This window comes from Microbacterium sp. LCT-H2 (genome assembly GCF_001866135.1).
Taxonomy (GTDB): Bacteria; Actinomycetota; Actinomycetes; order Actinomycetales; family Microbacteriaceae; genus Microbacterium.
In genome coordinates this window covers 345,453-352,043 of sequence record NZ_MODW01000004.1, presented here as the reverse complement: position 1 = coordinate 352,043, position 6,591 = coordinate 345,453, and the positions used below count along the sequence as shown (strand labels likewise).

Genomic DNA, 6,591 nt, shown 5'->3' with positions numbered 1-6,591 from the left:
CGAGGTGCTCGACCCGATCGCCGCGGCAGGCGCCGGTGCTGCGGCGCTCTCTCCCTCAGCGGCCGACTCGGAATCACCGAGCAGCGAGATGGCGTTGTCGGACACGGTCACCGGGGCGTTGACCGCCACGAGAGCCTGCGTGCCCGAGAGGACACCATCCAGGCCGTCCGTGTCGAGGGAAAGCACCCCGGCCGCGTCAGGGGCCTGGGGAGCCGCGCTCTGGGGAGGAGCGGCGGCCGGGGTGCTGGTCGTGGAGTCTTCGGTAAGACTGATGGCGTTGTCCGTCACCGTGACGGGAAGGTGAACCGTCACCACGGCTTGGGTGCCGGATGCCGTGCCCTCCTCGCCGCTCGTCTGCGGAGCGGGAGCGGGCACCGGGGCGGGAGCCGGAGCCGGTGCCGGAGCAGGGGCCGGGGCCGGGGCAGGCGCCGTGGATGCCGCGTCGCCGAGCACGGAGATCGCGTTGTCGACGACCGTGATCGGGGCGGTGATGGGCGCTACGGCCTGGGTGCCGGAGAGCAAGCCGTCGTCTCCGGATGTCTCGGCCGCATTGGCGGCCGTCGCGCCGAGCAGGGTGATCCCGCCGGCGATGAGCGTGCCCCAGAGGACGCGCTTCGCGTAGGTACGCATGATGGGTTCTCCTGACGTGACTGGTCTGTCTGATGGGATGCACGCGAGGAAGTGCGCGCGCAGCACGGCATCTGTCATCCGGGTGGGATGACGTGACAGTCCGTCAGTCGGGAGAGATGTCGGTGTCGGCGACGGGGGCGCCCGGAAGGGCGTCGTCCCGTGCGCCGGCGGCCCGCTCCCAGGCACGGAGCGGGGTCGCGCCGATCTCGCTGAGGCGAGCGGGGGCGCTGGTGGAACCTCCGGCCGAGGCGGCGGAGGAAGACGCGGGGGTGGCCGGAGCGACCGGAGGAGCACCGAACGGCACCGGAGCGGTGTCACCGGCACCGGTGTCCGAGGAGTCGGGCGCGGAGAGCGCGGCCGCGACGGGGGCCAAGGTACTCAGCACAGAGTCCTGTCCTGTGCTCGGCGACGCCGACGGGGCGGGCGCAGCCTCGGCAAGCGCGGCGATGTCCTCGCGCACAGGGGGGACGCCCGAGGGGACGGAGCCCTCCGGGGTCTGCGGTGCGGCCGGCTCTTGTGGCGTGAGCGCCTCGACGACCGGCGGAACGGTCTCTTCGACGACGCCGCCGATCAGGCCGGTCGTGCCATCGACGATGCCGACGACGTTATCGACCAGGTCGATGGCGCCGGAGTCGACGACGATCCCGCCGACCAGCGGAAGGCCGCCGACGAGATCGAGCACGGGCGCCGTGATCTGTGAGACCGGTGCAGAGCCGAGCGCGTCGGTGACGGGCTCGGTGACCGTCTCGGTGGTCTCGGCGACCGCCTCCAGTACAGGAGCCGCGGTGTCTCCGACGACCGGGATCTTCGTCACCGTCTCGGTCACCGTCTCGACGACGGCGGGAGCTGCCTCCTGGACGGGAGCGACGGTGTGAGTCACGACGGGCGCGACGACCTCGTGCACCACGGGAGCGACCACCTCGTGGACGACGGGCGTCGCCACCTGGTTCACCACCGGAGCCACGACGTTGTTTACGACCGGCTTCGTCACGGCGGTGACGGTCTCGGACACGACAGAGGTGAGGCCGTCGAGCGGACCCTTCGGCTGCTCGTCCGCGTGCGCGGAGCCGCCGCCGGTGAGGACGGTCAGGGCCGCCCAAGCGAGCGCGCCGATTCCACCCCAGAGGACGGCGTGGGGTACGCCGCGTCGGGTGGTCCGAGCGTCCACGTCGTCCTCCCCCTCCGAAGGTCCACGGGTGTGTCGATGGGAGGCACAATACTCGCGGACCCCCTCTCTGTCCAGGGGCGTTTACATCCGATTCGTCTCGTGTCAGATCGTGACGCGCCCGGCGGATTTCCGGCTTGACTTTCCCCAGGTTCTACACATGCCCCCTCCGAAGGGGAAACCTTCAACGCGCAATTTAAACTCGTTCTCATCCACAGGGTGGGGAAACGATAAAACCCCGTTCAGGTAAGATAAAAAAGTCCGGTGCTCACACCGTCCACCGGGTTATCCACACCCGTTCTGCACAGACACTCCGAGATTCTCCGCACGCTCTCCACATGGTTATCCACAGGCCGTGTTGCACCGTGTGGAGACCGCTCATAGCGTGGTCGAGCGACCGAATGTCGGGGGCACCTGCTTGTCTGGGGATGGCCGCCGCGCGGCCGCGGTCCCCCGCACCGGCATCCGCGGATGCGCGCGCGGGGCCCGCCTCAGAACCGTCGCATCGAAGGGAACACAGTGTCGATCGCCGACATCTCCGAGGAGCGCCTGGGAGGGCAGCGTCCGCCCGAGCGCACCCCTCCGCACGACCTCCTCGCCGAGCAGAGCGCTCTGGGCGGCATGCTCCTGTCGAAGGACGCGGTCGCCGACGTGATCGAGACGCTCAAGGGCGCCGACTTCTACATCCCCAAGCACGAGCTCATCTTCGAGGCGATCCTCTCGCTGTACTCCCACGGTGAGCCGACCGACGTCGTCGCGGTCACCGACGAGCTCATCAAGACGGGGGAGCTGAACAAGGCCGGCGGCGCCGACTACCTGCACACCCTCACGTCGATCGTCCCGACCGCGGCCAACGCCGGCTACTACGCCGGCATCGTCTCCGAGCGCGCGATCCTCCGCCGCCTCGTCGACGCCGGGACGCGGATCGTCCAGCTCGGCTACGACGGGCAGGGCGACGCGACCGACATCGTCAACAACGCGCAGGCCGAGATCTACTCTGTGACCGGCTCGGAGACGGCCGAGGACTACGTGCCGCTCACGGTCGCCGTCGACGCCGCGGTCGAGGAGATCGAGGCCGCCAACGGCCGCGACGGTTCCATGACCGGTATCCCCACCGGCTTCCGCGAGCTCGACGAGCTCACCAACGGCCTGCACGGCGGGCAGATGATCGTCGTCGCCGCGCGACCGGCGATGGGAAAGTCCACGCTCGCCCTCGACTTCGCCCGTGCGGCCTCCATCGGGCACGACTTCCCCTCGATCTTCTTCTCCCTCGAGATGGGCAAGAGCGAGATCGCGATGCGTCTGCTCAGCGCCGAGGGGGCGATCCCGCTGCAGAACATGCGCAAGGGAACGCTCGACCCGCGGGACTGGACGACGGTCGCCGCCACCCGCGGCCGGATCAACGACGCCCCGCTCTACATCGACGACAGCCCGAACATGACGCTCGTCGAGATCCGGGCGAAGTGCCGACGGCTGAAGCAGCGCGCCGGTCTGCGCATGGTCATCATCGACTACCTCCAGCTCATGACGTCGGGCAAGCGCGTCGAGTCCCGTCAGCAGGAGGTCTCGGAGTTCTCCCGAAGCCTCAAGCTCATCGCGAAGGAGCTGCAGGTGCCGGTCATCGCGCTGTCGCAGCTGAACCGTGGTCCCGAGCAGCGCCAGGACAAGAAGCCCGCGATCAGCGACCTGCGAGAGTCCGGATCGATCGAGCAGGACGCCGACATGGTCATCCTGCTGCACCGCGACTCGGTCTACGACAAGGACGTCCGTCCCGGCGAGGCCGACCTCATCGTGGCCAAGCACCGTAACGGTCCGACCGCGACCATCACCGTCGCCTTCCAGGGGCACTACTCCCGGTTCGCCGACATGGCGCCGGGCGGCGACTTCAACTGAGTGTAGGTTTTTTGAAGTTTTCCATCTCTCAAATGAAATGTCAGCCATGTGTCCGTGTGGACATTTCATGTGCGCGTGCGGCTCCGCGCCTGTTGCTTCTTCCTTGAGAACGGAAGATGCCGCGTCTGCGTTAGTTCGGCGGAGACGCGAGCTAGGGCGTTGTCGGAGGACGACCAAGACTGTGACCTGCGCTCACTCGATCGTTGAGCAGCTTCGCGAGCTCCGGCTCAATCACGCTTGCGTAGGCGACGCGACCGAACAGGCGACCGGGTGACATCACACCTTCACGAGAGAAGTGCTCAAAGCCGAGCCGCGAGAAGTGATACGTCTCGATTAGTATCCGCTGCCTCATCCGGCGAGGTAATCGGGGCCTGTCAACGTCATGGCCGACGTATAGCCCAAGGACGTAGGGCGATCGTCGCATGAATCTGGTCTTGCGGTCATTGACCATCCATCCGCCCGAGCTAAGGACCCCCCGGATGTCAGCGAGCAGCTGGTCCGAAACACCCGGGCCAGAGAACGTGAGGTCGTCAACCCAGCGTGTGTAGTGGACGCCATACCCGTCGGCGACGTCCTGGATCTCGTCGTCCATCCCGCGGAAAGCAAGGTTCGATAGCACTGGACTTGTGCGGTAGCCCAGGGGGATAGCGCCTTCGCGGAAGCAAGCGCCCTTGATCCAGTCGCACACCCGCTCGTCGAACTGGGCGCGCAGCGCGTCCGCAACACGGTCGAACGTGACCTGCCCGAAGAAGTCCTCGAGGTCGAGCGCCAATGCAGACTTTGATCCGGCGTGCACCATCGCGGCGGACTTAGTGCTCCTTCCGCGGATGAACCCGTGTACTGCATCGGATGGCGTCCACCCGGTCGCGAGTATCGCGCGTGCCTGCTTATGAGCTGTGTCGAGGCGGCCCACTGCGCGGTGCGCTTGTCTCCAGCGCCCCTTCGTCCGGAACGAAACGGACCGCTCGTTTCTGTGCGCCCAGGTTCTCCACTCAGGGGCAGAGCGAGGCTCCAAACCCCAAAGCTGCGCGCGGACCGAGAACAACTCCCACGAAATCAAGGCGCCCCCCGGGGAAGCATATATACCACGGCAGATACCTCTTTCGAGGCATCGTACCTAATCGGTAGCCCGACGCCCGCTAGTTGGCAGACGCTTCGACGGTTGAATGCAACCGAATCGTCTTCCCCGAGGGGCGGGACCAACCCTACTGGCTTTCTGTGATGCGGCCAACCACGCCGGGCAGCTCGACGACTGAGGACATGTTGCGAACAAACGTCTTGTACATGCGGAGGGCGTGATCACCGCCAGTGAGATGGCCCGCGAGCTCGACGACGCCGTCCGGTCTGTAGTCGACCGAGTTGGCGTCAGGCGGGTTGTGCGGCACGTCGCAGTTCTCCGCTTTGCAGCACTCCATCACGCGCGCCACGTACTTCAGTGTGGCGTAAAGAAGGTAGTCGGCCATCGCTAGGCCAGAGTCGCCTTTGGCCTCGGCGCTCACTGCTACGTCGGTGCCAGATCGCGTCTGGGCGATGATCGCTTCGTATCGCGTGAGCGGACTCTGATCTGCTTCGAAAACGATGTCGATCTGTTTATGCGCTCGATACCGTGGCATCAGCACACGCAGCAATTCGATGAAGAGCGAGTCAAAGACCTGATTCTTCTGCGTCGATGTCAGAGCGGTTGCTGTGACGACGAAGCGGGCATGGCCCTTAAAGGTGGCACCGCGGTCGAGCTCGTTGAGTAGAGGCTCTGCAAACTCCGGTCCGTCCTTCGTGGCATGCCACCCATGCGCCCTGAACCCAGGCATGCGGGGTGCGTCCTCGATGCCGGTGCGCGCCAGAATTCCCTCGCGCACCACAGAAAGGCGCTGTCGAAGTTCCAACAGGTCCTCGATCGTCTCGTATACCGCGACCCCTACCCCGTAGATCCAACGCCAGTCACAGTCGACAGATGGCCCTTTGCCAATCCGAGGGCAGCGTTGATGGGTGAGGCAGACGTTGACGACGGACTCGTCAAGCTTCATGGACACGACTGACATACTTCTCCCTCCCATTGGCCTGGTTGCCACGTCTCTGCGTGCTCCTCCCGCTCGACGTGGCCATGTAGTGCGGCGTGTGGCGAACACTCGCTCAGTAGTACTCCTGCACGTACCCTAGGGCTTTCCCAAAGACCTCGTTGTCGCGGACCTTGAACTCGACGTACCGGGCGGACATCTCTGCGCGGTTCCTACAGCCCCGGCGTCAGCGTCCTGCGTCAGACGTCGACTCCTCGCGAAGGCTGAGTCGGACGTGGCAGGAGTGCGCGCTCGTGAACGGGATCACGCGTTCGATCTCCACGGGGCCGCCCGCTCTCGCCAGCACCGACTTCATGAGTTCCTCGTGCACGCGGCAGACCAGGGTCTGGTCATCGGTCAGCAGCGTGTGGAAGCGACAGGGGGAGAGGTCGACGGTCATCGCCTTCTCGTCCATGTCCGGCTGCAGGCCCACATCGTCGAGGTGGTGGAACAGCGCGTCGAGCTGATGCGTCGCGGCCTCCGGGAGCCCGGATCGCGTCGCCGGGAGCACCGCGCGCATGAGGTCGCCGTGACGGATCGCCTCCTGGACCCGCCGTTCCTCGATCTCATTCGGCTCACTCGGCAGCACGGGGGAGAAGCGCAGCCGCGGTCTTCCTCGTCGACCGGTGTGCTCGACCTCGGACCGGGCGAGACCCTCACCCTCGAGCACGCGGAGGTGGTCGCGCAAAGTGTTCACGTGGAGGCCCATGCGGAGGGAGAGCTCGGCGAGGCCGATCCCCGGAGTGTCCATCAAGGCGGCGAGAACCCGCAGCCGGCTGCTCTGCATGAGTCCGCGATAGGCGTCGGTAGGACGTGGCATGTTACCCATTATCCCCTGAGCGCGGGTCG

The 6,591-nt window shown here is 66.3% G+C and carries 5 protein-coding genes and 1 pseudogene; 1 reads left to right on the top strand and 5 read right to left on the bottom strand.

Annotated elements, in window-relative coordinates; translation table 11 throughout:
* Together BK819_RS16875 and BK819_RS12425 are read right to left on the bottom strand one after the other, a co-directional pair.
* Positions 1–630, bottom strand: a pseudogene (locus BK819_RS16875) (hypothetical protein); the annotation flags it as partial.
* A gap of 103 nt (positions 631–733) precedes the next feature.
* A complete protein-coding gene (locus tag BK819_RS12425; protein WP_071329402.1) occupies positions 734–1,798 on the bottom strand; it encodes a hypothetical protein in 1,065 nt (354 codons plus the stop codon).
* A gap of 516 nt (positions 1,799–2,314) precedes the next feature.
* On the opposite strand from BK819_RS12425, the gene dnaB reads away from it, so the two are divergent.
* Positions 2,315–3,688 (top strand): replicative DNA helicase, encoded by a 1,374-nt coding sequence (gene dnaB, locus BK819_RS12420; RefSeq protein ID WP_025102810.1) that lies wholly within the window; start codon positions 2,315–2,317, stop codon positions 3,686–3,688.
* A 151-nt stretch (positions 3,689–3,839) separates the two neighbouring features.
* On the opposite strand, the gene BK819_RS12415 is transcribed toward dnaB, so the two are convergent.
* The 3 genes from BK819_RS12415 to BK819_RS12405 all read right to left on the bottom strand — a co-directional run bounded on the left by BK819_RS12415 (position 3,840) and on the right by BK819_RS12405 (position 6,562).
* The gene (locus tag BK819_RS12415) at positions 3,840–4,601 is read right to left on the bottom strand and encodes a reverse transcriptase family protein (protein WP_177173843.1); all 762 of its coding nucleotides are present in this window, start codon (positions 4,599–4,601) and stop codon (positions 3,840–3,842) included.
* Between the two features lie 292 nt (positions 4,602–4,893).
* Positions 4,894–5,712, bottom strand: coding sequence for a hypothetical protein (locus BK819_RS12410; RefSeq protein ID WP_177173842.1), 819 nt, complete (start codon positions 5,710–5,712; stop codon positions 4,894–4,896).
* 217 nt (positions 5,713–5,929) lie between these two features.
* Positions 5,930–6,562 (bottom strand): winged helix-turn-helix transcriptional regulator, encoded by a 633-nt coding sequence (locus tag BK819_RS12405; protein WP_143049295.1) that lies wholly within the window; start codon positions 6,560–6,562, stop codon positions 5,930–5,932.
* Positions 6,563–6,591 lie beyond the last annotated feature (29 nt).